We start from the raw sequence: 23,746 nt of genomic DNA on the forward strand, positions 1-23,746 counted from the left end.
GGTCCATGAGGATACGGGCCGCGACTGACAGTCAGGTCCCAGGGCCGGGGCTGTCACCTCCAGAGGTGGCGGCGGCGGCCCGTGGCGCCGGGAGTGTCAGTCTCCGGAGGGGGGTTCGAGCAACCCCGCCACCAGCGCCCGCACCGACAGGGTGAACAGCCGCTCCGTGTCCGGCGGCCGGGCGAGGGCGCGGGCGAGGGCCGGGTCCTGCTCGGCGGTCCGCGCGTCCCACAGCTCCTGCTCACCGGGGCGTTGCGTCGGCGCGCGCTCGCGGTTGCGCTCGACCAGGACATGGCCGACGACATGGACCTGGACGGCGCGCACGGCGTCGGCGGCCCGGGCGCCGCGCAGTCCCGCCGCGTGCACCTCGTGCACCAGGGCCCGCTGCGCGGGCAGGAACATCCGCTCCGTCAGGCCGCGTTCGTGGACCATCGCGATGAGGTGCGGGTGGTCGCGAAGCAGCCGGCGCAGGGCGCGCGCCACGGACACGACGCGCCGGGCGGGCGTGCCGCCGCTGGGACGGATCTCGCCGAGTTCGGCGACGGTCCGCTCGACGAGGGCGTCGAGGAGCTGCTCGCGGTTGCCGACGTGCCAGTAGATCGAGGTGACGGCCGTGCCCAGCTCGGCGGCGAGCTTGCGCATGGTCAGGGCGTCGGGGCCGTGCTGTTTGACGAGGCCCGCGGCGGCGGCGAGGACCTGTTCCCGGTCCAGATGTGCACGCGTCTCTTTACCCTTCACGGCTCCTGTTGTAACTGTGTTACAGAACCCCCGCAAGTATCTGACAGTCCGTCGGCGAAGGGTGGTACGGCATGGCACGCGTACGTTACGGCGCGCGCACTGAGGCCGAAATGGCCGCGACGCGCACCGCGAACACCAAGCTCCCCGACATCTGGTCCACGGGCGTGGTGGCCGTGTGGGAGAGCGACCCGGACGCGGTGGCGGCCGTCCTGCCGCCGCCCCTGAAACCCACGGACCGGCCCCTGGTGCGGGCCAACATCAGCCGGGTCGAGCTCGCCGGCTATCCGCTGGGCGCGGGTTCGGTGGCCGTCGCCGCGGAGCACGGCGGGGTGGCGGGCTGGTATCCGCTGGTGATGCCCATGACGCACGAGCGCGCCCTGACCGGCGGCCGCGAGGTCTTCGGCGAGCCCAAGAAGCTCGGCGACGTCACCGTCGAGCGCGACGGCCTGGTGGTGCGGGCCGCCATGGCCCGGTACGGCATCGCGTTCGTGGAGGTGCGCGGCGCCGTGAGCGGGAGCCTGCCGGTGCCGGAGCCCGCGCGGAAGACCGACTTCTACTTCAAGTTCCTGCCCGCGGTGGACGGTTCGGGCTTCGACGCGGACCCGGTGCTCGTGCACTGCGTACGCGAGGAGCGGGTCCGCAGGCTGGAGAGCGTCACGGGGGACGTGGTGCTGCGCGAGTCGATGTACGACCCGGTGGCGGACCTGCCCGTGCGCCGCCTGGTGGAGCTCACCATCGGCGAGAAGACCAGCGACCAGCGGGGCAGGGTGGTGGAGCGCGTCGACGCGCAGGCGCTGCTTCCCTACGTCCACCAGCGCTACGACGACCCGCGCCAGATCCTGGACGGCCCGCCCGAGGGGAGCGTCTGACATGGAGCTGCGCGCCGGGCAGGTCGCCGTCGTCACGGGCGCGGCGAGCGGCGTCGGGCTCGCCCTCGCACGGCGGTTCGCCGCGGACGGCCTCACCGTCGTGCTCGCCGACGTCGAGGCGGACGCCCTGGAGAAGGCCGCGGCCGGGCTGCGCGCGGACGGCGCGACCGTGCACGCGCGCGTGGTCGACGTCGGCGTGCGCGAGCAGGTCGTCGCGCTCGCCGACGACACGTACGACCGGTTCGGCGCCGTGCACGTCCTGTGCAACAACGCCGGGGTCGGCTCCGGCGCCGAGGGCCGGATGTGGGAGCACGAGCCGAACGACTGGAAGTGGGCCTTCGAGGTCAACGTGTGGGGCGTCTTCCACGGCATCCAGGCGTTCGTGCCGCGGATGCTCGCGGGCGGCGAGGAGGGCCACGTCGTCAACACCTCCTCCGGGGACGGCGGTATCGCGCCGCTGCCGACGGCGTCCGTGTACGCGGTCACCAAGGCGGCCGTCGTGACGATGACGGAGTCCCTGTACGCGCACCTCAAGGCGGAGCACGCGCGCGTGGGCGCGTCCGTGCTCTTCCCCGGGCCGCACATGCTGCGCACCGGCCTGTGGGAGTCGCACCGCAACCGCCCCGAGCGGTACGCCAAGTCCCGCCCCCGCAAGACGCCCTACCGCAGCCTCGGCCAGTGGGAGGCGGCCATGCGCGAGGCCGGGCAGGAGGTCGAGTTCACGCCCGTGGAGGACGTCGCGGACCTCGTGGCCGAGGGCGTCGCGGCGGGCCGCTTCTGGCTGCTGCCCGCGAGCGAGCACAGCGACCGGCAGATCCGGGCCCGGGCGCAGTCGATGCTCGGCCGGACCGACCCGTCGTACCTGGAGAGCTTCATCCTGGACTGAGGGAGCCGCCATGACGGACCCGCACGACACCGAAGAACCCCGACAGGGCTTCGCGGAGCCCTACGTGATCGTCTCCTCCGACTGCCACGCCGGTCTGCCCACCGAGGAGTACCGGCCCTACCTGGACGCCCGGTTCCACCGGGACTTCGACGAGTTCCTCGGCGGGCGCGAGCGGCGCCGCGAGGAGATGACCCGGCTCGGCATCCGCAACGAGGCCTTCGCCGACCGGTGGTTCAGCGACAACGAGGAAGGCCTCAGGGGCGGCTGGGACCCCGCGCAGCGGCTCAAGGAGCTGGACGGCGACGGGGTGGCCGCGGAGGTCGTCTTCCCGGACGCCGACGCCGTGGACAGCCGGACCGCCGCGCCCTTCGGAGTGGGCCTCGGCCTCTCCGGGGACCAGGACCCCGAACTCGGCATGGCGGGCGCCCAGGCGCACAACCGCTGGCTCGCCGACTTCGTGTCGCAGCACCCCGAACGGCACTGCGGCGTCGCCCTGCTGCCCGTCACCGGAGAGGTCGACCGGGTCGTCGCCGAGATCCACCGCGCCAAGGAGTCGGGGCTCGGCGCCCTGATGATCCCCTCCATGTGGGTCGACAAGGCGCCCTACCACGACCGGCGTTACGACCCCGTATGGGCCGCCGCGGCCGAGTGCGCGATGCCCGTGCTCACCCACTCCGGGGCGGCGCCCCGCGACGAGTACGGCGACCACCTCGGCATCTACGTCTCCGAAGTGACCTGGTGGCCCGCCCGCCCGCTGTGGTTCCTGCTCTGGTCCGGGGTCTTCGAGCGGCATCCGGGGCTCAGGTTCGGGGTCGCGGAGTCGGGCTGCTGGTGGCTGCCGAACCTGCTGTGGTTCATGGACCGGCTCTACCTGGGCGCGCACGGCGGCAAGAAGCTGTCGCCGTTCGCCGAGCTGAAGCGTCCGCCGCACGAGTACCTGGACCGGCAGATCTTCGTCTGCGCCACCAACACCAAACGCCGGGAGCTGGCCCAGCGCTACGAGATCGGCGTCGACAACATCCTCTGGGGCAGCGACTTCCCGCACCCCGAGGGCACCTGGCCCGACACGCGCGCGTGGCTCGCGAGGACCTTCCACGACATCCCCGTCACCGAGACCCGCCGCATGCTGGGCCTGGCCGCCGCCGAGGTCTTCGGCTTCGACACCGCGAAGCTCGCCCCGCTGGCCCGCCGCATCGGCCCGACCCCCGCCGAACTCGGCCAGGACCCCGACCAGCGCGCCGTCGAGGCCTCCTGGGCCCGCTCGCGCGAGGCGGGCCGCCACTGGCTGACCGGCCACGACTTCCCGACGCTCGGGGTGACCCCATGACGTACACCCACACGACGTACACCGGCACCGACCGCTACACCGTCATCTCCGCCGACTGCCACGCCGGCGCCGACCTCCTCGACTACAGGCCCTACCTGGCCGCCCGCCACCACGACGCCTTCGACGCCTGGGCGGCCACCTACGTCAATCCGTACGAGGACCTGCTCGCCGACACCGCCGACCGCAACTGGAACTCCGACCGCCGCGTCGCCGAGCTGGAGGCCGACGGCATCGTCGCCGAGGTGGTGTTCCCGAACACCATCCCGCCGTTCTTCCCCTCGGCATCCCTGATGGCCCCGGCGCCCACCCGGCAGGAGTACGAGCAGCGCTGGGCGGGCCTGCGCGCCCACAACCGGTGGCTCGCGGACTTCTGCGCGGCGGCGCCAGGGCGCCGGGCGGGCGTCTTCCAGATCCTGCTCAACGACGTCGAGGAGGCCGTCAGGGAGGTCCGCCGGTGCGTCGGCGCGGGTCTCACCGGCGGGGTCCTCGTGCCGGGTACGCCGCCGGGGTCGGGCCTGCCCGAGCTGTACTCGCAGACGTACGACCCGCTGTGGGCGGTCTGCGCGGAGCTCGGCGTGCCGGTGAACCACCACGCGGGCTCGGCCTCGCCGCCGCTCGGCGACGAGCCCGCCGCGCGCGCGGTGTTCATGGTGGAGACGACGTGGTTCTCCCACCGGGCGCTGTGGCACCTGATGTTCGGCGGCGCGTTCCGGCGCCACCCCGAGCTGAAGCTGGTCCTCACCGAGCAGGGCTCCGGCTGGATCCCGGGCGTGCTCGCCATGCTGGACTACTACCACGGGCGGCTCGTCGCGGCCGTCGCGCGGCGCGACACCGCCGAGTCCAAGTTCGGCGCCGGACTCTTCGAGGCCATGGGCAAGGGGCCCTCCGAGGTGTGGCGGGACAACTGCTTCGTGGGCGCCAGCTTCATGCGTCCGCACGAGGCGGCGGTGCGCGACCGCGTCGGCCTCGACAAGATCATGTGGGGCAGCGACTACCCGCACGACGAGGGCACCCACCCGTTCTCGCGCGAGGGCCTGCGCGCCGCCTACGCGGGCCTGCCCCCGGCCGAGGTCGCGGCCATGGCGGGCGGCAACGCGGCCCGCGTGTACGGCTTCGACCTGGGGAAGCTCGACGCGATCGCGGCCCGGGTCGGGCCCACCGTCCAGGAGCTCGCCGAACCCCTGAAGGAACCCCCGGCGGGGGCGACGAGCCCGGTGTTCGCGCCCGGCGGGCAGACCAGGGTCTGGTGAGCCTCCCGGTGCGCCGCTCCCGTGCGGGCGGCGCACCGGGTGAGACCCTCCCCAGATGAGCGATCAGGCGCCGGTCCCCGACCACGACGAGGCCCACGGCGGTGCGCTCGGCACCCGCCTCAACTGGCTGCGGGCCGCGGTGCTCGGCGCCAACGACGGCATCGTGTCCACCGCCGGCCTCGTCGTCGGTGTCGCCGGTGCCACCAGCGAGCGCGCCACGATCCTGACGGCGGGCCTCGCGGGACTGCTCGCCGGGTCGATGTCGATGGCCGCGGGCGAGTACGTCTCCGTGTCCACCCAGCGCGACTCCGAGAAGGCCGCCCTCGCCCTGGAGAAGCGCGAACTGCGCGAGCAGCCGGAGGCCGAACTCGCCGAGCTGACCGACCTCCTCGAAGGACGAGGGCTCAGCCGTGACGTGGCCCGCGAGGCCGCCGAGCAGCTCACCGAGCGGGACGCGCTGCGCGCCCACGCGCGCGTGGAGCTCGGCATCGACCCCGACGAGCTGACCAACCCCTGGCACGCCGCCTGGGCGAGCTTCCTCGCGTTCACCGCGGGCGCGCTGCTCCCGCTGCTCGCCATGGTGCTCCCGCCCGCCCCCTGGCGCCTCGGCGTCACCGTCCTCTCGGTGCTCGGCGCGCTCGCCCTCACCGGCCTCAGCAGCGCCCGGCTCGGCTCCGCGGCGGTGCGGCCCGCCGTCGTGCGGAACGTGGCGGGCGGGGCGCTCGCGATGGCGGTGACGTACGGGGCGGGGGCGCTGCTCGGCGCGGCCGGGGTGTGAGGCGGTGGTCCGGACCTGCGCCCCGCACGGGGCGAGCCGGGGCCTCGCATTGGCGGAGATCACCAAAAACCGGGGCCGTACCCGCGGTAATACTTATCGGTAACAACCTCTAGCGGCAGCCCAGAGGCCGTTCTACCGTGCACGCATGTCCCCGAACCTGCCCGATGTCGTGCTGTGGTCCATCCCCGCCTTCGTGCTGCTCACGGTCGTCGAGATCATCAGCCACCGGGTCCACCCCGACGAGGACGCCGCCGGGTACGAGACCAAGGACGCCGCCACCAGCATCACCATGGGGCTCGGCAGCCTGGCCTTCGACTTCCTCTGGAAGATCCCGATCGTCGCCGTCTACTCCGGGGTGTACGCGCTGACGCCGCTGCGCGTGCCCGTCCTGTGGTGGACGATCCCGCTGATGCTCCTCGCGCAGGACTTCTTCTACTACTGGTCGCACCGCGGCCACCACGTGATCCGCGTCCTGTGGGCCTGCCACGTGGTGCACCACTCCAGCGAGAAGTTCAACCTCACCACCGCGCTCCGCCAGCCCTGGACGAGCCTGACGGTGTGGCCGTTCTACCTGCCGCTGATCGCGCTCGGCGTGCACCCGGCCGCGCTCGCCTTCTGCTCCGCGACGAACCTCGTCTACCAGTTCTGGATCCACACCGAACGCATCGGCAAGCTGCCCCGGCCCATCGAGTACGTCTTCAACACGCCGTCCCACCACCGCGTCCACCACGCGTCGCAGGGCGGCTACCTGGACCGCAACTTCGGCGGCATCCTGATCGTCTGGGACCGCCTGTTCCGCTCCTGGGTCCCCGAGACCGACCGCCCGGTCTACGGACTCACGAAGAACATCACGACGTACAACCCGCTGCGCGTCGCCACCCACGAGTACGCGGCGATCGCCAGGGACCTGAAGAAGGCATCCACCTGGAGCGACCGGGCAGGCCACGTCTTCCGGGGCCCGGGCTGGCAGCCGCCCCAGCCACCGACCGCGGCGCCGACGCCGACGCAGGAACGCACGACGGAGCCCGCGGCGTGAGCCGCGCGGAGCCGGGCGAACCGACACTCGCACCCGCCGTCGGGGGAGGGTGGACACAACCCCCGGTGCCGGGCGCCGATACGCCGACGTCCAGGAGGCACAGCTACGGCACGGTGGTTCTGGCGGCCTTCGCCCTGGTGGCGGCCGGAGACCTGGCCGCCCTGGCCCTCGGGTCCGACGCGGGCCACACTCTGCTCAAGCCGCTCCTCATGCCCCTGCTAGCGGCCTACGTGGTCCTCCGCCAGGGCCCGCCCCTCCTGACCGCGGCCCTCCTCTTCGGCTGGGGCGGCGACGTCCTCCTCCTCGGCGACGCCGACCCCCTCTTCCTCGCGGGCATGGGCTCCTTCGCCGTCGGCCACCTCTGCTACCTGGTCCTGTTCCGCAGACACGGCGAGAACCACGCCCCGGCCCGGGGCACCTTCGTGGTGGCCACGTACGCCTGCGCGCTGATCGTCACCGTGGCGCTCCTGTGGTCCGACCTGCCCTCGGACATGCGGATCCCGGTGGCGGGCTACAGCCTGCTCCTGACCGCCATGGCCTTCGGCGCGACCACCCTCGGCCTGACCGCCGCGGCGGGCGGCGGCCTCTTCCTGCTCTCCGACACCCTCATCGCCACGGACGTCGCCGACTGGCCCCAGGCGCCCCGCCCCGACTTCTGGATCATGCTGACCTACCTGGCCGCCCAGACCCTCCTGACCCGCGGCGTGCTCACCTGCGCCCGCACCGGAACCCTCACCAACGGATCGGCACCGGAACGACGGTGAGCAGCGCCGACACCGCGACCACGGCCCCGAGCGCCATCACCTCGGCGCGCGCGGGCGCATACGTCGTGAGCGCGCTCCGAGGGGACCGCTTCAGCCGGCGGCGGGAGAGCAGCGCGAGGACGGCGACGACCGCCACGAGCAGCACCTTGGCGAGCAGGGTGCGGCCGTACGCCGTGTCCGTCAGCTGGTCCGCCACGGTGTCCGGCGGCATGCGGCGCAGCGTGCTGACGATTCCGCTCGCGGTGATCGCGGCGAACAGGACGGCGGCCACGCGCGCGTAGCGGCCGAGCACGGCAACGCCCGCCTCCGGGGCGGTCCTTCGCCAGCTCCGCAGCGTACGCAGCGCGTACAGCAGGCCGCCCGCCCACAGTGCCGCGCACGTCAGGTGCACCAGCGTGAGGCCCGAGCCGACGAGCGCGGCCTCCTCCGTCGGCGGGTGCGCGCGCAGCGCCTCCGCCACGATCACGGCGGCCAGCGGCAGGACCGCGCTGTCCGGGCGGCGCGAGCGGGCGCAGAGAGCGGCCACGACGAAGGCGTTGACCTCGAGCAGCGCGAGGCGGCCGTCCCGCGACTGGTAGAGCCCGCCGACGTCCAGGTCGGACGGCTGGTGCGGCACCAGGTTGCCGCTGGCCACGACCGAGGCCAGGCCGAGCGCGGCCACGCAGCCCGCGGCGGCCGCCCACCACCCCCACCCCGGTGGCGCCGAGGCGAGCGGCGCCCCCGGCACCCGGCGGGCGAGCCGCCGCACGAACACCTCGCCCAGCTGCACGCACAGCGCCGCGAACAGCACCGTCCGCAGGAACGTGATCCCCGGCGTACCCGGTGCCTCGGCCTCACCGGTGCCGTCCAGGACGGCTGTGGGTCCGAAGAGGGGAACCACGGCCGCGACGGCCACGAGGACGAGCACGGCGACGGCGCGGCGGGAGGACGGGCGGCGGGGCGCGGTGGCATCGGGGGTCGAGGGTGGAGCGGAGGGTGCGGCGGGCGGCGCAGAGGGGTGCTCCGTGCGCCGCACGGTGAGGCGCAAGGTGTCGGTCGGGTCCGGAGTGCGCCGTACGGCGAGGTGCAGCGTGTCGGCCGGGTCCGGATACGCCGTGTCGGGCGCGGCCGGACGCGTCGTGTCGGGCGGAGCCGCGTGCGCGTCGGCCGGGCTCGCGTACCCCGGACGGTGCGGCGAGGCCGAATACCCCGTGTGCGACGAGGCGGCGGCCGTCCCGGCCGTGGCCTCGCCTCCCGGGTCCCCTGGCGGTCGTATGGAGCTCACCACAAGATCTTCACCAGTCGTCGCACTCCCGGGCAAGTCCGGGCAAACAACTGGCGGAATGTCATTCCGCCCATCCGGCCCCGCTCACCGCCACACAGGGGCGTCCCCGCCCCAACCGCCCGGCGGCCGCTCCCAGTTCACGGGCCCGCCTTCGAAGGACACCGGCGGCAGGGCGTACCGCAGCCGCCCCAAGGGGCCGTCCGTCCCGGTGAGCCACGGATCCGCCGTGTACGCCGGCCAGGCCGTGAGCCACGCCGCCGTCCGCGCGAGGGCGAGCCGCACCACAGGCGTGCCCCCCGTGCCGTCGGCGGTGCCCCTCAGCCGCTCGGACAGCGACCGCAGCACCGCGGCGGCCAGCAGATAGCCCGTGCCGTGGTCCAGCGCCTGCGCGGGCAGCGCGCCGGGCGCGTCCGGCGCGCCCTCGACCGCCGCGATGCCCGTGGCCACCTGCACCAGGCTGTCGAAGCCGCGGCGGCCGGACCACGGGCCGCTCGTGCCCCACGCCGAGAGCTGCGCCACGACGAGGCCGGGCCGCCGCTCGGCCAGCGCCTCGGGGGCGAGCCCGAACCGGTCGAGCGTGCCGGGCCGGTAGCCGGTCACGACCACGTCGGCGCGGGCGAGCAGGTCCCCGAAGGCGCGCCGGTCCGCGGGGGCGCCGAGGTCGAGGGTGGCGGAGCGCTTGCCGAAGCCCGTGTCGGCGTGCTGGTCGGGGAGTTCGGGCAGGTGCGGCGGGTCGACGCGCAGCACGTCGGCGCCGAGCAGGGCGAGCGTACGGGTGGCGACCGGCCCCGCGATGACGCGCGTGAGGTCGAGGACGCGCAGCCCGGCGGCGGGCAGCAGCGGGTCCGTGGCCGTCGAACGGAGGGGCGCCGTCGCGGGCGGGGCGCCGGCACCGAGCCGCTCCCGGCCCACCAGAGCGAGCCCTGCCACCGCGGCGCCCTGCGGATGCGCGGCCCACTCCTGCGGCGTGCGCAGGGCGATGGCCAGGCCCCCGGCGGCGTACACCGCCTCCTCGGCATCGGCGGCGGGCAGCTCCGCGAGGCGGGCGCCGACGCGCTCCACGGACGCCTCGCCGTCGCCGAGGCCCAGCGCGGCGAGCAGGCGGGCCCGGTGGCGCGGGTAGTTGGCGTGCGTGCGCACCCAGCCGTCGGCGGTGCGCCAGAACCGCGACAGGGGCGCGAACGACTCGGGCGCGCGCCCGTTCACGAGCAGGTGCCGTTCACTGGCGAACGCGGCGGCCACCGCACCATCGTCCACGCGCGCGTGCGGCACGTCCCGCCCCGTGCGCAGGGCCGCCAACTCGGCGGCGGCGAGCGCGCAGACGCCCACACAGGACCGCGCGAGCGCCCGCACCGGGAGCCGCGCGGGCAGGGTGTCCTCGCGTACGACGGGGGAGAGCCGGGACAGGAGCGCGGGGTCGCCCCCGAGCGCGTCCCAGGCGACAGCGGAACCGTCCAACGGCCCCGGGACCGCAGCCCCGTTCAAGGGCGCCCGCTCCCCACCGGCGTCCCCCAAAGATGATTGCGTCATGCAGTCACTATGCCGTGCCCGCGGGCGGGTAGCCCGAGGCCCCCGGCCCCACCGTGCCCGGCATCATCGCCCCTGGCCCAGCAACCCCCGGCCCCGTAGCCCCCGCCCCCGAAGCCGCCGACCACCACAGCCGAATCTCCTCCGCCGGGTCGGACGGCCGCAGCTCCCAGCCGCGCCGGGCGGCCGCCTCGACGACGTACGCGCCCCCGACCCCCCGGTACTTGCGCCACGGCACCTCGCACTCCGGCGAGGGTGCGGGCTTCTTCGGGGCCCTGGGCTTGGACGCGTGCTTCGTCCACTTGTCCAGGAACGCGTCGACCCGCGCGGCGTGGAAGGCGGTGTCACCCTCGTGGCGCAGCTCGGGCCAGGTCACGGCCCAGCGCGGCCAGACGGAGACCTTGCCGATCACGGCGTCCATGGCGCGGTCGGCGCCGCGCTCGAAGCCCGGGATGATGGTCAGGATCTCGGCAAACATCGCGACCACGATCGCGGCGAGCGCGACGACGAGGAGCAGCAGCCACCACACCGGAAGGACCAGCACGGTGAGGACGAACCGGATCCACAACTGCCATCTGGGGCGGTCGGGTTCGGCCCGCCAGTGCTGCTGCCCTTCGTAGACGAACGTCGAGTCCTGGTACGCGTACATGTGCGGCATCCTCTCGCGAAGGGCCGGACGGTGCGCACACCGCCCGGCCCTTCACCGCCCCGCTTGCCGCGAGGCGTCACGTCAGCGGGGCGCGGCTCGCGCCCCGCGCCTTACTTCCGTACGGCGTCCAGCGCGTCGGACATGCCCACGCCGTAGAAGCCGTTCTTGTTCTTCCCGCCCGCGCACACGGCGTCGACCTTGCCGTCGCCGTCGATGTCGTACGGGTCGGTGCACGCCATCGCGTCGGCCTGGCGGTAGAGCAGGGCCTTCACCCGGGCCGCGGAGGCCTTCGGGTGGGTCGACTTGATGAGCGCGGCGACGCCCGCGGTGTGCGGCGAGGCCATCGACGTACCGGCCTTGTAGCCGAACTTGCCGCCCGGCAGCGTCGACAGGATCAGACCGCTGGTGGCGGGCGGCTGCGGCTTCTGGAAGGCGGTGGAGTCGCCGCCCGGTGCCGCGATGTCGATGACGCCCTTGCCGTAGTTCGAGAACGACGACTTGATGCCCTTCGCACCCGTCGACGACACGGTCACCACGCCCGGCAGCTGCGAGGGTATGTCGAAGCAGTCCGCGGTCTTGATGGTCCGCTTGACGGGTGTCGTGTCGTCCGGGCTCGACTCGTCGACGATCTCGTCCTGGGCGAGGTCGGTCTCCGCGTTGCCGGCCGCGGCGACGTTCACCGCGCCCTTGCGCTCCGCGTACTTGGTGGCCCGCCCGACCGCGTCGACCAGTGCCTTCTGGTCGGCGTCGGTACGGCAGTTGAACAGCCACGGGTCGGTGTAGTAGCTGCTGTTCGTGACGTCCACGCCGTGGTCGGCCGCCCACATGAAGCCGCAGACGACGGCTTCCGTGTAGTACATGCCGGTCGCCGGCTCGGCCACCTTCAGGCTCGCGACCTTCACGCCCGGCGCGACACCGGTGACGCCGGTGCCGTTCTTCGCGGCGGCGATGGTGCCCGCCACGTGCATGCCGTGGTCGCTCTCCTTGGCCACCGGGCGCCACGCGTTGTCCTTCTGCGTGGGCACGCCGCCCAGACAGCTCGCGGACGCGCGCTTGTCGAAGTTCGGCGCGATGTCCGGGTGGGTGTCGTCGACGCCGGAGTCGAGGACGCCGACGGTCACCTTCGGGCTGCCGAGGGAGACCTTGTGGGCCTGGTCCGCCTTCATGGCGGGCAGGTCCCACTGCAGCGGCTCCAGCTCGTCCTGGTCGCCCGCGGCCTTGCCGGCGGCGGCCTTCGCCTCCTTGGCGGACAGCGGCCGCGCGGCGTCGATGTCGTCGCTGGACTGCGCCGACAGCGGCGCCGTGCGCGTGGCACCGGCCGACTGCACGCCCTTGACCTTGCGGATCGTCTTCGCGAAGTCGGGGTTCGCGGAGTGGACGACGATCACACCGATCTTGTCGTACGAGATCACGACCTTGCCGTCGGCCTTGGCGATGGCCTTCTTGACGTACTTGGCCACCCAACCGCCTTGCCCGGTGCGGACGTTGACGACATAGCTCATCGTCGAACCGTCCGCGGGCGCGGCGGCGGCGAGCACGCCGACGCCCGGGGCCGCCGCCGGAGCGTCGCTCTGCGCGGACGCGGTGCCCGGCAGGAAGGCGAGCGCGGAGACCACCGCGACGCCGAGGGGAAGGGCGACGGCGCGGCGTCCGGCCCGGCCGGTCCTGCTGGTGTGCTTGCTGCTCAAGGTGCCGTTCCCCTTACTTCTTCACGGCGTCGAGCGCGTCGACGATCCCGTGGCCGTAGAAGCCGTTCTTGTTCTTGCCGCCCTTGCAGACGGCGTCGACCTTGCCGTCGCCGTCCGGGTCGTACGGCTTCGTCGGGCAGCCCGGGTTGTCGGCCTGCCGCTTGAGCAGCCGCTGCAGCTCGGCCGGGCCCGCCTTCGGGTGCGTGGACTTCAGGAGCGCCGCGACACCCGCCGCGTGCGGGGACGCCATGGACGTGCCCTGCAGCCACGCGTACTGGCCGCCCGGCATCGTGGAGAGGATGCCGCCGTCCTTGGAGGGGGTGTCGGTCGGCTTCTGGTAGCGCCGGTCGCCGCCGGGGGCCGCGACGTCGACGACGCCGTTGCCGTACGTCGAGTAGTACGACTTGGCCTTGTACACGCCCGTCGCGCTGACCGTGACGACGCCCGGGAGCTGGGTCGGGATGTCGAGGCACTCGTGCGGGTCGATGGTGCGGGTGACCGGCGTGGAGTCGTCGGGGCTGGATTCGTCGACGATCTCGTCCGCGTCCAGGTCGTGGTTGGAGTTGCCCGCGGAGGCGAGGTTCAGGGTGCCCTTCTTCTGGGCGTACAGCTGGGCGCGGTTGACCGCGTCGAGGATGGCCCGCTGGTCCGGGTCGTCCTTGCAGTTGTACAGCCACGGGTCCACGTAGTAGCTGTTGTTGGTGATCTCGATGCCGTTGTCGGCGGCGAACACGAAGGCGCAGACCACGCTCTCCGGGAAGAACAGCTCGCTGACCGGGTCGGCCACCTTGATGCCCGCGACCTTCACGCCGGGCGCGACACCCGCGACGCCGACGTTGTTGCGCGCGGCGGCCACCTCGCCCGCCACGTGGGTGCCGTGGTAGTGCTCGGGCTTCGCCGGGCGCCAGGCGCCGGGGGAGGTGTCGGCCTTGCCGCCGACACAGCTCGCGGACTGCTTGGCCGAGAAGTTGGGCGCGAGGTCGGGGTGGGTGTCGTCCACGCCGGTGTCGATGACGCCGACGGTGACCTTCTTGCTGCCCGGGTTGATCTCCGCCGCCTTGTCGGCGCCGATGGCCCGCAGGTCCCACTGGTCGGCTTCCAGCGGCTCCTGAGCGGCGGCGCCGCCCTTGCCCGCGGCGGCCCGCTGCTTGAGCGCCTTGGCCTGCTCCTTCGACACGAAGGACGGCGCGCCCTCCTGCGTCGTGGCGGCCGGGGTGAGCGGCGAGGTGCGGGTGGCGCCCGCGGAGTGCACACCGCGCACGTCGCGCAGCGTCTTGCCGAAGTCCGGATTGGCCGAGTGGGCGACGATCACGCCTATTTTCGCGTACGTGACGACGACCGTGCCCTCGGCCTTGGATATCGCCTTCTTCACCCGCGCCAGGGTCTTGGCGTCGGACCTGGTGTTGACGACGTACGCCAGCTTGCCGGCCGCGTCGGTGTCCGCGGCCCGCGCCGTGCTGGAGCCGGGAGCGTCGAGCGGGGCGGCGGTCGCGGCGCCGGGCGCGAAGCCGACCGCCGCGGCGAGCACGACACCGAGCGGCAGCGCGAGCGCCAGTCGTCTGGAGCGCGACGTGCGTGACGAGCGCAGATGAGCCATGGGATCTCCACATCATCCGGATACGGAACTGCCCGAACACTGCGGGTGCTCGGGCAGGTGCATGACGAGTGGTGCAGGGTGAAGTTATCCCCCGAACTCCCAGGCCAGCAATGGCTTCCCGAAGAAAGCGGGAAAAGCGTGAGTTCGACCGCTTCGGGCGTGCCGCCGAGACGTTGAACAGCGGACAGAAGCAATATCGACCCCCTGTCGGATCACGTCCACGGGGCTTAGCATCACCATCCGCGGCCACGTGATCCGTGTCACTATCCGTGTCACTCACGACGGCTCCGAGAGCAGAGAACGCAGACCCCCATGGACCGCACCGCCCCCGACTCCCCCCACCTCCCCACACCCCCTCTTCCCGCCACCCCCGCCCCATCGCTCCCCACCACCCCCGTCCCACGAGGAGACTCCGTGGCCACCGACGCACCGCCACCATCGAAGGGCGGCTCAGAACCCACCCCCGTCACGCCCTCCACGGAGGAGTTCGTCGCGGTGCAGCAGAGCGCGGAGTTCGGTGAACTGCGCACCGCACACCGCTCGTTCGCGTTCCCGCTGACCATCGCGTTCATCGCCTGGTATCTCGTGTACGTCCTGCTCTCGAACTACGCGGGCGACTTCATGGGCACCAAGGTGATCGGCAACATCAACGTGGCCCTCGTCCTCGGCCTCGCCCAGTTCCTGACCACGTTCCTCATCGCCTGGTGGTACTCCCGGCACGCCGCCACCAAGCTCGACCCCAAGGCGGACGCCATCAAGTCCCGGATGGAGGGCGGCGCGTGAGCACCCTTCAGCTCCACTCGGCGCAGAGCACCGTACTGGCCGCGAACGAGGCCAGCGAGCACCGGCCGCTGATCATCACACTGTTCGCGGTCTTCGTCGTCGCGACCCTCGTCATCACCGTGTGGGCGGGCCGGCAGACCAAGAGCGCCGCCGACTTCTACGCGGGCGGACGGCAGTTCACCGGCTTCCAGAACGGCCTCGCCGTCTCCGGCGACTACATGTCCGCCGCGTCCTTCCTCGGCATCGCGGGCGCCATCGCCCTGTTCGGCTACGACGGCTTCCTGTACTCCATCGGCTTCCTGGTCGCCTGGCTGGTGGCCCTGCTCCTGGTCGCCGAGCCGCTGCGCAACTCCGGCCGCTACACGATGGGTGACGTCCTCGCGTACCGCATGCGCCAGCGCCCCGTGCGCACCGCCGCGGGCACCTCCACCATCGTCGTCTCGATCTTCTACCTGCTCGCACAGATGGCGGGCGCGGGCGTCCTCGTCTCGCTGCTCCTCGGCATCACCAGCGACGCGGGCAAGGTCGGCATCGTCGCGCTCGTCGGCGTCCTGATGATCGTGTACGTCACCATCGGCGGCATGAAGGGCACCACCTGGGTGCAGATGGTCAAGGCCGTCCTGCTGATCGCGGGCGCGCTCCTGCTGACCTTCCTGGTGCTGCTCAAGTTCGACTTCAACGTCTCCGACCTGCTCGGCAGCGCCGCCGAGAACAGCGGCAAGGGCGCGCCGTTCCTGGAGCCGGGGCTGAAGTACGGCGCGACGGCGACGTCCAAGCTGGACTTCATCTCGCTCGGCATCGCTTTGGTGCTCGGCACCGCGGGCCTGCCGCACATCCTCATCCGCTTCTACACGGTGCCGACGGCCAAGGCCGCCCGGAAGTCCGTGAACTGGGCCATCGGCATCATCGGCGCCTTCTACCTGATGACGATCGCGCTGGGCTTCGGCGCCGCCGCGCTGATCTCGCCGAAGGAGATCACCGACTCCAACCCGGCGGGCAATACCGCGGCGCCCCTGCTCGCCCTCCATCTGGGGGGAGTGGACTCCAACTGGGGCGCCATCCTGCTCGCCACGATCTCCGCCGTCGCGTTCGCCACGATCCTCGCGGTCGTCGCGGGCCTCACCCTCGCCTCGTCCTCGTCGTTCGCGCACGACATCTACGCCAACGTCATCAAGAAGGGCAAGGCCAGCGAGAAGGAAGAGGTCAAGGCCGCCCGCTGGGCCACCGTCTTCATCGGGCTGGTCTCCATCGGCCTCGGCGCCCTCGCCCGCGACCTGAACGTGGCGGGCCTGGTGGCCCTCGCCTTCGCCGTGGCCGCGTCCGCGAACCTGCCGACGATCCTCTACAGCCTGTTCTGGAAGCGGTTCACCACCCAGGGCGCGCTGTGGTCGATCTACGGCGGCCTCACCACCGCCGTCGTCCTGGTGCTGTTCTCGCCCGTCGTCTCCGGGAACGAGAAGACGTCCATGTTCAAGGGCGTCGACTTCCACTGGTTCCCGCTGGAGAACCCGGGCCTGATCTCCATCCCGGTCGGCTTCCTGCTCGGCTGGCTCGGCACGATCCTGTCGAAGGAGGAGCCCGACAAGGAGAAGTACGCGGAGCTGGAGGTCCGGTCCCTGACCGGCACCGGAGCCCACTGAGCCCCCCCGGGTCCGCCTCGTGCGGACCCGGCCCCGGGGCGTCCCGGCGCGGCCGCGCCGTCGAGATCGTCGTAGATCCCTACGACGCGGCCGCGCCGCTCCTGTTGGATCATGCCCCCCTTCGATGTCAGTACCGTCACGTAGGCTCATAGCCAAAGGGCGTCACGACGCCGTACTGCCGATCCGGACCGGGGAGGGGGCCCACGTGCTCATTGACACGTATGGCCGAGTGGCCACCGATCTGCGGGTTTCGCTGACCGACCGCTGCAATCTGCGGTGCACGTACTGCATGCCGGAAGAGGGCCTGCAGTGGCTGGCCAAGCCGGACCTGCTCACGGACGACGAGATCGTCCGCCTCATCCGCATAGCCGTCACGCGCCTCGGCATCGAGGAAGTCCGCTTCACCGGCGGCGAGCCCCTGCTCCGCCCCGGCCTCGTCGGCATCGTCGAGCGCTGCGCCGCCCTGGAGCCGCGCCCCAGGATGTCCCTCACGACGAACGGCATCGGCCTCAAGCGCACCGCCAAGGCCCTGAAGGAAGCGGGCCTCGACCGGGTCAACGTCTCCCTGGACACCCTGCGCCCCGACGTCTTCAAGACCCTCACCCGCCGTGACCGCCACCGCGACGTCCTCGAAGGACTCGAAGCCGCCCGCGAGGCGGGCCTGACCCCGGTCAAGGTCAACTCCGTCCTGATGCCGGGCCTGAACGACGACGAGGCCCCCGACCTCCTGGCCTGGGCCGTCGAGAACGACTACGAACTGCGCTTCATCGAGCAGATGCCCCTGGACGCCCAGCACGGCTGGAAGCGCGACGGCATGATCACGGCCGGTGACATCCTGACCTCGCTGCGCACCCGCTTCACCCTCACGGAGGAGGGCTCCGAGAAGCGCGGCTCCGCCCCGGCCGAGCGCTGGGTCGTCGACGGCGGCCCGCACCGCGTCGGCGTGATCGCCTCCGTCACCCGCCCGTTCTGCTCCGCCTGCGACCGCACCCGGCTCACGGCCGACGGCCAGGTGCGCACCTGCCTGTTCGCCAGCGAGGAGACCGACCTGCGGGCGGCGCTACGGGCGGCACCCGAGGGCGCCGAAGGCCCCGACGAGGGTGCGGACGAGGAGATCGCCCGCATCTGGCGGCTCGCGATGTGGGGCAAGAAGGCGGGCTCCGGCCTCGACGACCCGTCGTTCCTCCAGCCCGACCGGCCGATGTCCGCGATCGGCGGCTAGGCGCCGGGTCAGCCGGTGGAGCCCTCCGGCTGCTCCCACTCGGCGAACGGCACGACGTCCTTCAAGAAGCCCCGCACGCCCAGGAATTGGGACAGGTGCTCACGGTGTTCGTCGCACGCGAGCCAGGTCTTGCGACGCTCCGGAGTGTGGATCTTCGGGTTGTTCCAGGCGAGCACCCAGACCGCGGCGACGCGGCAGCCCTTGGCGGAACAGATCGGTGTTTCGTCGCTCACGTACTCATCCCAAACAAGGCGACGCCGAGCAGCCACGGGGGGAGCTGCCCGGCGTCGGTCTGTCGCTCCGACGGGGGATGCGGAGCGCGTACGAAGTATGTCACGGGGAACCGGCCGCCTGGCACTGGAACTACATGATTGATCTGAGCATTTCTTGAGCTTGGCGTAAGGTCGACCATCAACTCTGTTCGCCCGACCGCGCCTTCGCGTCCTCGCGCGTGACCCCGGTCACATCTTCCGGGACGGGTTCCGCGGCCCGTTCGCGGGTCGCCGTCGGCGGCAGCATCGGCCGTGACGGTGCCGGTACGAAGGTTGACGGCAGCGACGGAGCGTTCTCCCGGCCGGCGTTGGCGATCACCACGGCGACGTACGGAAGCAGCACTCCGAGTACCAGCGCGACCAGAGCGACGTGGCGCTCGACGTTCCAGAGCGCCGCGGCGGCAATGACTGAAACAGTACGGACCGACATCGAGATCACGTACCGTCGCTGCCGGCCCCGGATGTCATCCGCGAGGCCCTGCCGGGCCCCTGTGATCCGGAAGACCTGGGCGCTGCTCTGCTTCCGCATCACGTTCCACCGCCTGCCCGTCATGCCAGGCTCTCCCCGGCCTGGACGCTCCACCACGTTACGCCGCGGCTGCGCCGACGCGTAGACCGGGGGGCGGCTCGGCTCCTGGTGGGGGCTGCGTCGCGCCACGTATGGAGCTGCCCGACATGCGCCGTATGGCGGATGGGCCGACACTGAGCGTAATGCTCATGTCGAGCCGTCTGAGGAGGCAGTTATGGGCTGGTTGTGGGCGATCATCGTGGGATTCGTCCTTGGTCTCATCGCCAAGGCGATCTTGCCGGGCAAGCAGCACAGTCCGCTCTGGCTGACGACCATCTTCGGCATCATCGGCGCCGTACTCGGCAACTGGATGGCCGCCGGGTTCGGCATCGACGAGACCAAGGGCATCGACTGGGGGCGCCACGCCCTCCAGCTGGCCGCCGCGCTCGTGGTGGTGGGTCTCGGCGACGCCGCGTACAAGATGATCAAGGGCGGCAGACAGACGACCTAGGCGGCACATGGGCGAACGCCGCGGCGGGGAGACAGGACGAGGGGCCGGTCCGTGCGGACCGGCCCCTCTCCCTTGCTGTGCCTGACGGTCAGCTGTTGTGCCTGACGGTCAGCCCATGACCTCGACCGCCGCCAGGTTCTTCTTGCCGCGCCGCAGCACCAGCCAGCGCCCGTGCAGCAGGTCCGCGCGGTCCGCGACGGCGTCCTCGGCGGCGACCTTCGCGTTGTTCACGTACGCGCCGCCCTCCTTGACCGTGCGGCGCGCGGCCGACTTGCTCGCCACCAGGCCGACCTCCGCGAACAGGTCCACGACCGGGCCCAGCTCGGCGACCTTGATGTGCGGCAGCTCGGACAGCGCCGCCGCGAGCGTCGCCTCGTCGAGGTCGACGAGATCGCCCTGCCCGAACAGCGCCTTCGACGCGGCGATCACGGCCGCGCACTGGTCGGCGCCGTGCACCAGCGTGGTCAGCTCCTCGGCGAGCGCGCGCTGCGCGGCACGCGCCTGCGGCCGCTCCGCGGTCTGCCGCTCCAGCTCCTCCAGCTCCTCGCGCGAGCGGAAGCTGAGGATGCGCAGGTACGGCGAGATGTCCCGGTCGTCCACGTTCAGCCAGAACTGGTAGAACGCGTACGGCGTCGTCATCTCCGGGTCGAGCCAGACCGCGCCGCCCTCGGTCTTGCCGAACTTGGTGCCGTCGGACTTGGTCATCAGGGGCGTCGCGAGCGCGTGCACGGTCGCGTCCGGCTCCAGGCGGTGGATCAGGTCGATGCCCGCCGTGAGGTTGCCCCACTGGTCGCTGCCGCCCTGCTGGAGGGTGCAGCCGTGGCGGCGGTAGAGCTCAAGGAAGTCCATGCCCTGGAGCAGCTGGTAGCTGAACTCCGTGTAGCTGATGCCCTCCTGGGACTCCAGGCGGCGGGCGACCGAGTCCTTGGTGAGCATCTTGTTCACACGGAAGTGCTTGCCGATGTCCCGCAGGAACTCGATCGCGGACATCCCCGCGGTCCAGTCCAGGTTGTTGACCATGACCGCGGCGTTCTCGCCCTCGAAGGACAGGAACGGCTCGATCTGCGAGCGCAGCCGGGACACCCAGTTCGCGACCGTCTCCGGGTCGTTCAGGGTGCGCTCCGCGGTCGGCCGCGGGTCGCCGATCTGGCCCGTGGCGCCGCCCACCAGGGCGAGCGGGCGGTGGCCCGCCTGCTGCAGGCGGCGCACGGTCAGGACCTGCACCAGATGCCCGACGTGCAGGCTCGCCGCCGTCGGGTCGAAGCCGCAATAGAACGTGACGGGACCGTCCGCGAGCGCCTTGCGCAGTGCTTCTTCGTCGGTGGACTGCGAGAACAGCCCCCGCCACTTCAGCTCGTCGACGATGTCCGTCACGGGTCTCGTGTCTCCTTGGGTGTGCTTCGACCGCGCGCCTCGGGGGTGCGGTGTCCGAGGCGCGTGCACCCCGGCGTACCTCGGGTGCAGTCTCCGAGGTTATACGCCCTGGCTGACGGAACTCATATTGAAATCGGGGACCCGCAGCGCGGGCGCCGCGGCTCGGGTGAACCAGTCGCCCCACTCGCGCGGCAGCGTCTTCTCCGTACGGCCCGCCTCACTGGCCCGCGACAGCAGGTCCACCGGCGACTCGTTGAAGCGGAAGTTGTTCACCTCGCCGACCACCTCGCCGTTCTCCACCAGGTAGACGCCGTCCCGGGTCAGGCCGGTGAGCAGCAGCGTCGCCGGGTCCACCTCGCGGATGTACCACAGGCAGGTCAGGAGCAGACCGCGCTCGGTGGCCGCGACCATGTCGTCGAGGGAGCGGTCCGAGCCGCCGTCGAGGATCAGGTTGTCGATCACCGGGGCCACCGGCAGGCCCGTCAGCGCCGCGCTGTGCCGGGTCGTCGTGAGCTGCGCCAGCTCGCCCGCGCGCAGCCACTCGGTGGGCCGCAGCGGCAGTCCGTTGTCGAACACCGACGCGTCGTCGCCGGAGGCGTGCGCGAGGACGAACGGCGCCGACTCCAGGCCCGGCTCGTTCGGGTCGCTGCGCAGCGTCAGCGGCAGCTCCGAGATCCGCTCGCCGACCCGGGTGCCGCCGCCCGGCTTGGAGAACACCGTGCGGCCCTCCGCGGCGTCCCGTCCCGCCGACGACCACAGCTGGTAGATCAGCAGGTCCGCGACGGCGGTCGGCGGGAGCAGCGTCTCGTACCGCCCGGCGGGCAGCTCCACCCGGCGCTCGGCCCAGGCCAGGCGGCGCGCGAGCTCCTCGTCCAGGGCGCCCGGGTCGACGTCCTTGAAGTCACGGGTGGCCCGGCCCGCCCACGCCGAGCGGGTGCGGTCCGGGGACTTCGCGTTCAGCTCCAGGGTGCCGCTCGGCTGGTCGTGGCGCAGCCGCAGCCCCGTCGACGTACCGAGGTAGGTGGAGGTCAGCTCGTGGTTGGCGAAGCCGTACAGCTCGCGGCCGCCCGCCCGGGCGCGGGCGAACGCCTCGCCGAGCGCGGGCGCGAAGTCCGCGAAGACCACCGAGGACGTCTCGGCGGGCGCGTCCGTGAAGTCCGGCGACGCCGGGGCGCCGGCCACCAGCGGCTGCGCGTCCTCCGCGGGCCCGCCCGTGCGCGCCGCGGCCTCGGCGGCCCGCACCAGCGGCTCCAGGTCGGCGGCGGTCACCGCGGACCGCGAGACGACACCGGAGGCGGTGCCCTCCTTGCCGTCGACCGTGGCGATCACGGTGAGGGTGCGGCCGCGGGTCACGCCGTTGGTGGTGAGCGCGTTGCCCGCCCAGCGCAGGTTCGCCGTCGACTCCTCGTCGGCGATCACCACACAGCCGTCGGCGGTGGACAGCTCCAGGGCACGCTCGACGATCTCGTGCGGCTTGGTGGTGCGGCTCATCGCCCGGCCTCCTGCGTGGTGTTGAGGATGTTGACGCCCGAGAAGAGGGCGGAGGGGCAGCCGTGCGACACGGCGGCGACCTGGCCCGGCTGGGCCTTGCCGCAGTTGAAGGCGCCGCCGAGGACGTACGTCTGCGGGCCACCGATCGCCGTCATCGAGCCCCAGAAGTCGGTGGTCGTCGCCTGGTAGGCGACATCGCGCAGCTGGCCCGTGAGCCGCCCGTTCTCGATCTTGTAGAAGCGCTGGCCGGTGAACTGGAAGTTGTAGCGCTGCATGTCGATGGACCAGGAGCGGTCGCCGACCACGTAGATGCCCCGGTCGACCCCGCTGATCAGGTCCTCCGTGGACAGCCCGCCGGGGTCCGGCCGCAGCGAGACGTTCGCCATGCGCTGCACCGGGACGTGCCCGGGGGAGTCGGCGTAGGCGCAGCCGTTGGACCGCTCGAAGCCGGTGAGCCGCGCGATCCGCCGGTCCAGCTGATAGCCGACGAGGGTGCCGTCCTTGACCAGGTCCCAGGACTGCGCGGCCACGCCCTCGTCGTCGTACCCGATGGTCGCGAGCCCGTGCTCGGCCGTGCGGTCACCCGTCACGTTCATCAGGGACGAGCCGTACGCCAGCTTGCCGAGCTGGTCGAAGGTCGCGAACGACGTGCCCGCGTACGCCGCCTCGTAGCCGAGCGCGCGGTCCAGCTCCGTGGCGTGGCCGATGGACTCGTGGATCGTCAGCCACAGGTTCGAGGGGTCGACGACGAGGTCGTACCGGCCCGCCTCGACGCTCGGTGCTCGCATCTTCTCCGCCAATTGCTCCGGGATCCGGGAGAGTTCCCCCTCCCAGTCCCAGGTGTTCCCGATGAGGTACTCCCAGCCGCGGCCGACCGGCGGGGCGATGGTGCGCATCGAGTCGAACTCGCCGCTGGAATCGTCGACGGCGACGGCGGTCAGTTGCGGATGCAGGCGCACCCGCTGCTGGGTGGTCACCGTGCCCGCCGTGTCCGCGTAGAACTTGTTCTCGTGCACGGTGAGCAGCGAGGCGTCCGCGTGCGCGACGCCGTCGGCGCCGAGCAGCCGCGCGCTCCACTCCGCGAGCAGCCCCGTCTTCTCCTCGTCCGGCACGGAGAAGGGGTCGATCTCGTACGCGGACACCCAGGTCCGGTCCGCGTGCACCGGCTCGTCCGCGAGCTGCACCCTCTCGTCCGACCCCGCGGCCTTGATCACCTGCGCCGACAGCTTCGCCATCGCGACGGCCTGCGAGGCGACCCGGGCCGCCGCGTCCATCGTCAGGTCGACCCCCGAGGCGAACCCCCAGGCCCCGTCGTGCACCACCCGCACCGCGTATCCCAGGTCCGTGGTGTCGGACGACCCGGCCGGCTTGGCGTCCCGCAGCCGCCAGGACGCGCTGCGCACCCGCTCGAGCCGGAAGTCCGCGTGCTCGGCGCCAAGGGCACGCGCGCGGGCGAGCGCCGCGTCGGCGAGCGCCCGCAACGGCAACGCCGTGAAGGCTTCATCGATGGAATGAGGCACGGAATGTCTCCCTGCTGTCGCCTGTGGTGGGCCTGCTCGCCCCGACACGGTC

Annotated in this window: 22 protein-coding genes; 11 read left to right on the forward strand and 11 right to left on the reverse strand. The window is 72.3% G+C overall.

The features are described 5' to 3' along the window. Window positions 1-96 precede the first annotated feature (96 nt). Window positions 97-738 (reverse strand): TetR/AcrR family transcriptional regulator, encoded by a 642-nt coding sequence (locus tag ACFVHO_RS35285; protein ID WP_385723969.1) that lies wholly within the window; start codon window positions 736-738, stop codon window positions 97-99. A gap of 71 nt (window positions 739-809) precedes the next feature. On the opposite strand from ACFVHO_RS35285, the gene ACFVHO_RS35290 reads away from it, so the two are divergent. The 7 genes from ACFVHO_RS35290 to ACFVHO_RS35320 all read left to right on the forward strand — a co-directional run bounded on the left by ACFVHO_RS35290 (window position 810) and on the right by ACFVHO_RS35320 (window position 7,648). Further along, window positions 810-1,607 (forward strand): acetoacetate decarboxylase family protein, encoded by a 798-nt coding sequence (locus ACFVHO_RS35290; RefSeq protein ID WP_385723972.1) that lies wholly within the window; start codon window positions 810-812, stop codon window positions 1,605-1,607. A gap of 1 nt (window position 1,608) precedes the next feature. Continuing rightward, on the forward strand, window positions 1,609-2,493 hold the full coding sequence (locus ACFVHO_RS35295) for an SDR family NAD(P)-dependent oxidoreductase (RefSeq protein ID WP_385723975.1): 885 nt from the start codon (window positions 1,609-1,611) through the stop codon (window positions 2,491-2,493). Between the two features lie 10 nt (window positions 2,494-2,503). Then, entirely contained in the window at window positions 2,504-3,820 is a 1,317-nt protein-coding gene (locus ACFVHO_RS35300) for an amidohydrolase family protein (protein ID WP_385723977.1), read from the forward strand. Further along, window positions 3,817-5,070, forward strand: coding sequence for an amidohydrolase family protein (locus tag ACFVHO_RS35305; protein ID WP_385723980.1), 1,254 nt, complete (start codon window positions 3,817-3,819; stop codon window positions 5,068-5,070). Before ACFVHO_RS35300 ends, ACFVHO_RS35305 begins: the two co-directional genes overlap by 4 nt. 55 nt (window positions 5,071-5,125) lie before the next feature. Further along, entirely contained in the window at window positions 5,126-5,848 is a 723-nt protein-coding gene (locus ACFVHO_RS35310; RefSeq protein WP_385723983.1) for a VIT family protein, read from the forward strand. 145 nt (window positions 5,849-5,993) lie between these two features. After that, the gene (locus ACFVHO_RS35315) at window positions 5,994-6,884 is read left to right on the forward strand and encodes a sterol desaturase family protein (RefSeq protein ID WP_385723986.1); all 891 of its coding nucleotides are present in this window, start codon (window positions 5,994-5,996) and stop codon (window positions 6,882-6,884) included. Between the two features lie 65 nt (window positions 6,885-6,949). After that, on the forward strand, window positions 6,950-7,648 hold the full coding sequence (locus ACFVHO_RS35320; protein WP_385723988.1) for a lysoplasmalogenase: 699 nt from the start codon (window positions 6,950-6,952) through the stop codon (window positions 7,646-7,648). Here ACFVHO_RS35320 and ACFVHO_RS35325 read toward each other — a convergent pair. The 5 genes from ACFVHO_RS35325 to ACFVHO_RS35345 form a co-directional block, all read right to left on the reverse strand. Further along, window positions 7,617-8,663, reverse strand: coding sequence for a CopD family protein (locus ACFVHO_RS35325; RefSeq protein WP_385724050.1), 1,047 nt, complete (start codon window positions 8,661-8,663; stop codon window positions 7,617-7,619). The genes ACFVHO_RS35320 and ACFVHO_RS35325 overlap by 32 nt on opposite strands. A 333-nt stretch (window positions 8,664-8,996) precedes the next feature. Next, window positions 8,997-10,442, reverse strand: a complete 1,446-nt coding sequence (locus tag ACFVHO_RS35330; protein WP_385723991.1) for a CoA transferase — start codon at window positions 10,440-10,442, stop codon at window positions 8,997-8,999. Between the two features lie 7 nt (window positions 10,443-10,449). Next, window positions 10,450-11,088: a hypothetical protein gene (locus ACFVHO_RS35335; protein ID WP_385723994.1), complete on the reverse strand. Its 639-nt coding sequence runs from the start codon at window positions 11,086-11,088 to the stop codon at window positions 10,450-10,452. Between the two features lie 110 nt (window positions 11,089-11,198). Continuing rightward, window positions 11,199-12,776 carry a S8 family serine peptidase gene (locus ACFVHO_RS35340; protein WP_385723996.1) on the reverse strand — a complete coding sequence of 526 codons (1,578 nt, stop codon included), beginning with the start codon at window positions 12,774-12,776 and terminating at the stop codon, window positions 11,199-11,201. Window positions 12,777-12,789: 13 nt separating this feature from the next. Further along, window positions 12,790-14,373, reverse strand: a complete 1,584-nt coding sequence (locus ACFVHO_RS35345) for a S8 family serine peptidase (RefSeq protein ID WP_385723999.1) — start codon at window positions 14,371-14,373, stop codon at window positions 12,790-12,792. A gap of 414 nt (window positions 14,374-14,787) precedes the next feature. Between ACFVHO_RS35345 and ACFVHO_RS35350 the strand changes: the two genes are divergently transcribed. From ACFVHO_RS35350 to moaA, 3 genes are all read left to right on the forward strand, one after another. Then, window positions 14,788-15,156 (forward strand): DUF485 domain-containing protein, encoded by a 369-nt coding sequence (locus ACFVHO_RS35350; protein ID WP_385724002.1) that lies wholly within the window; start codon window positions 14,788-14,790, stop codon window positions 15,154-15,156. Next, window positions 15,153-16,796 (forward strand): cation acetate symporter, encoded by a 1,644-nt coding sequence (locus ACFVHO_RS35355; protein ID WP_385724004.1) that lies wholly within the window; start codon window positions 15,153-15,155, stop codon window positions 16,794-16,796. The genes ACFVHO_RS35350 and ACFVHO_RS35355 overlap by 4 nt, the downstream gene beginning before the upstream one ends. 205 nt (window positions 16,797-17,001) lie before the next feature. Next, window positions 17,002-18,018, forward strand: a complete 1,017-nt coding sequence (gene moaA, locus ACFVHO_RS35360) for a GTP 3',8-cyclase MoaA (protein WP_385724007.1) — start codon at window positions 17,002-17,004, stop codon at window positions 18,016-18,018. An 8-nt stretch (window positions 18,019-18,026) separates the two neighbouring features. On the opposite strand, the gene ACFVHO_RS35365 is transcribed toward moaA, so the two are convergent. Both ACFVHO_RS35365 and ACFVHO_RS35370 read right to left on the reverse strand, forming a co-directional pair. Then, window positions 18,027-18,251 (reverse strand): hypothetical protein, encoded by a 225-nt coding sequence (locus ACFVHO_RS35365; RefSeq protein ID WP_385724011.1) that lies wholly within the window; start codon window positions 18,249-18,251, stop codon window positions 18,027-18,029. A 178-nt stretch (window positions 18,252-18,429) separates the two neighbouring features. Continuing rightward, window positions 18,430-18,819 carry a DUF3099 domain-containing protein gene (locus ACFVHO_RS35370; protein ID WP_385724014.1) on the reverse strand — a complete coding sequence of 130 codons (390 nt, stop codon included), beginning with the start codon at window positions 18,817-18,819 and terminating at the stop codon, window positions 18,430-18,432. A 214-nt stretch (window positions 18,820-19,033) separates the two neighbouring features. Here ACFVHO_RS35370 and ACFVHO_RS35375 point away from each other — a divergent pair, with 214 nt between their 5' ends. Continuing rightward, a complete protein-coding gene (locus ACFVHO_RS35375; RefSeq protein WP_385724017.1) occupies window positions 19,034-19,309 on the forward strand; it encodes a GlsB/YeaQ/YmgE family stress response membrane protein in 276 nt (91 codons plus the stop codon). Window positions 19,310-19,417: 108 nt separating this feature from the next. Here the strand turns inward: ACFVHO_RS35375 and tyrS are convergent, their stop codons facing one another. The 3 genes from tyrS to ACFVHO_RS35390 all read right to left on the reverse strand — a co-directional run bounded on the left by tyrS (window position 19,418) and on the right by ACFVHO_RS35390 (window position 23,694). After that, a complete protein-coding gene (gene tyrS / locus ACFVHO_RS35380; RefSeq protein ID WP_385724019.1) occupies window positions 19,418-20,683 on the reverse strand; it encodes a tyrosine--tRNA ligase in 1,266 nt (421 codons plus the stop codon). A 99-nt stretch (window positions 20,684-20,782) separates the two neighbouring features. After that, entirely contained in the window at window positions 20,783-22,174 is a 1,392-nt protein-coding gene (locus ACFVHO_RS35385; protein ID WP_385724022.1) for a metallopeptidase TldD-related protein, read from the reverse strand. Beyond that, complete coding sequence (locus tag ACFVHO_RS35390; protein ID WP_385724025.1) at window positions 22,171-23,694, reverse strand: TldD/PmbA family protein; 1,524 nt, start codon at window positions 23,692-23,694, stop codon at window positions 22,171-22,173. The genes ACFVHO_RS35385 and ACFVHO_RS35390 overlap by 4 nt, the downstream gene beginning before the upstream one ends. Window positions 23,695-23,746: the final 52 nt, after the last annotated feature.

The sequence above is a fragment of the Streptomyces sp. NPDC127108 genome (assembly GCF_042677545.1).
Lineage (GTDB): Bacteria > Actinomycetota > Actinomycetes > Streptomycetales > Streptomycetaceae > Streptomyces.

Bases quoted from the DNA above. Each gene is read 5' to 3' on its own strand.
- ACFVHO_RS35335 (WP_385723994.1), bottom strand. From the start codon at position 11,088: ATGTACGCGTACCAGGACTCGACGTTCGTCTACGAAGGGCAGCAGCAC.
- ACFVHO_RS35310 (WP_385723983.1), top strand. From the start codon at position 5,126: ATGAGCGATCAGGCGCCGGTCCCCGACCACGACGAGGCCCACGGCGGT.
- ACFVHO_RS35345 (WP_385723999.1), bottom strand. From the start codon at position 14,373: ATGGCTCATCTGCGCTCGTCACGCACGTCGCGCTCCAGACGACTGGCG.
- ACFVHO_RS35300 (WP_385723977.1), top strand. From the start codon at position 2,504: ATGACGGACCCGCACGACACCGAAGAACCCCGACAGGGCTTCGCGGAG.
- ACFVHO_RS35295 (WP_385723975.1), top strand. From the start codon at position 1,609: ATGGAGCTGCGCGCCGGGCAGGTCGCCGTCGTCACGGGCGCGGCGAGC.
- ACFVHO_RS35290 (WP_385723972.1), top strand. From the start codon at position 810: ATGGCACGCGTACGTTACGGCGCGCGCACTGAGGCCGAAATGGCCGCG.
- ACFVHO_RS35375 (WP_385724017.1), top strand. From the start codon at position 19,034: ATGGGCTGGTTGTGGGCGATCATCGTGGGATTCGTCCTTGGTCTCATC.
- ACFVHO_RS35305 (WP_385723980.1), top strand. From the start codon at position 3,817: ATGACGTACACCCACACGACGTACACCGGCACCGACCGCTACACCGTC.
- ACFVHO_RS35370 (WP_385724014.1), bottom strand. From the start codon at position 18,819: ATGCGGAAGCAGAGCAGCGCCCAGGTCTTCCGGATCACAGGGGCCCGG.
- ACFVHO_RS35385 (WP_385724022.1), bottom strand. From the start codon at position 22,174: ATGAGCCGCACCACCAAGCCGCACGAGATCGTCGAGCGTGCCCTGGAG.
- ACFVHO_RS35330 (WP_385723991.1), bottom strand. From the start codon at position 10,442: ATGACGCAATCATCTTTGGGGGACGCCGGTGGGGAGCGGGCGCCCTTG.
- ACFVHO_RS35315 (WP_385723986.1), top strand. From the start codon at position 5,994: ATGTCCCCGAACCTGCCCGATGTCGTGCTGTGGTCCATCCCCGCCTTC.